The organism is Paraburkholderia sp. SIMBA_054, from assembly GCF_046534875.1.
In the GTDB taxonomy this organism is placed as follows: Bacteria; Pseudomonadota; Gammaproteobacteria; order Burkholderiales; family Burkholderiaceae; genus Paraburkholderia; species Paraburkholderia hospita.
On sequence record NZ_JAWRXV010000884.1, the window covers coordinates 1 to 267 of the forward strand.

Genomic DNA, 267 nt, shown 5'->3' on the forward strand with positions numbered 1-267 from the left:
CTGGGCGGCTTGCTTGTTGCTCGCACCTCGCGAGATCGCACGCAGGACGTCGATCTCTCGCGCAGACAGACGCGGACCATGTAACACACTTCTTGCCGCGCGCCTTGCGACGGGGACCCGTTCCGCCACCAGCGCGTCTACCACCTCGCGGCATAGCCGGCCATTGGCAGCCTCGTCTTGCAGCACGTGTGCGGCCGCCTCATCGGTCAGCGCGGCGCGCCACGGGCGCGTCGAGCGCAACGCAACCCATGCCACCGACGCAGCCAG

1 pseudogene is annotated in these 267 nt (G+C 68.9%); it reads right to left on the minus strand.

Annotated features, from left to right (window positions below):
- Positions 1-267 (minus strand): annotated as a pseudogene (locus tag SB822_RS57670) (LuxR family transcriptional regulator); the annotation flags it as partial.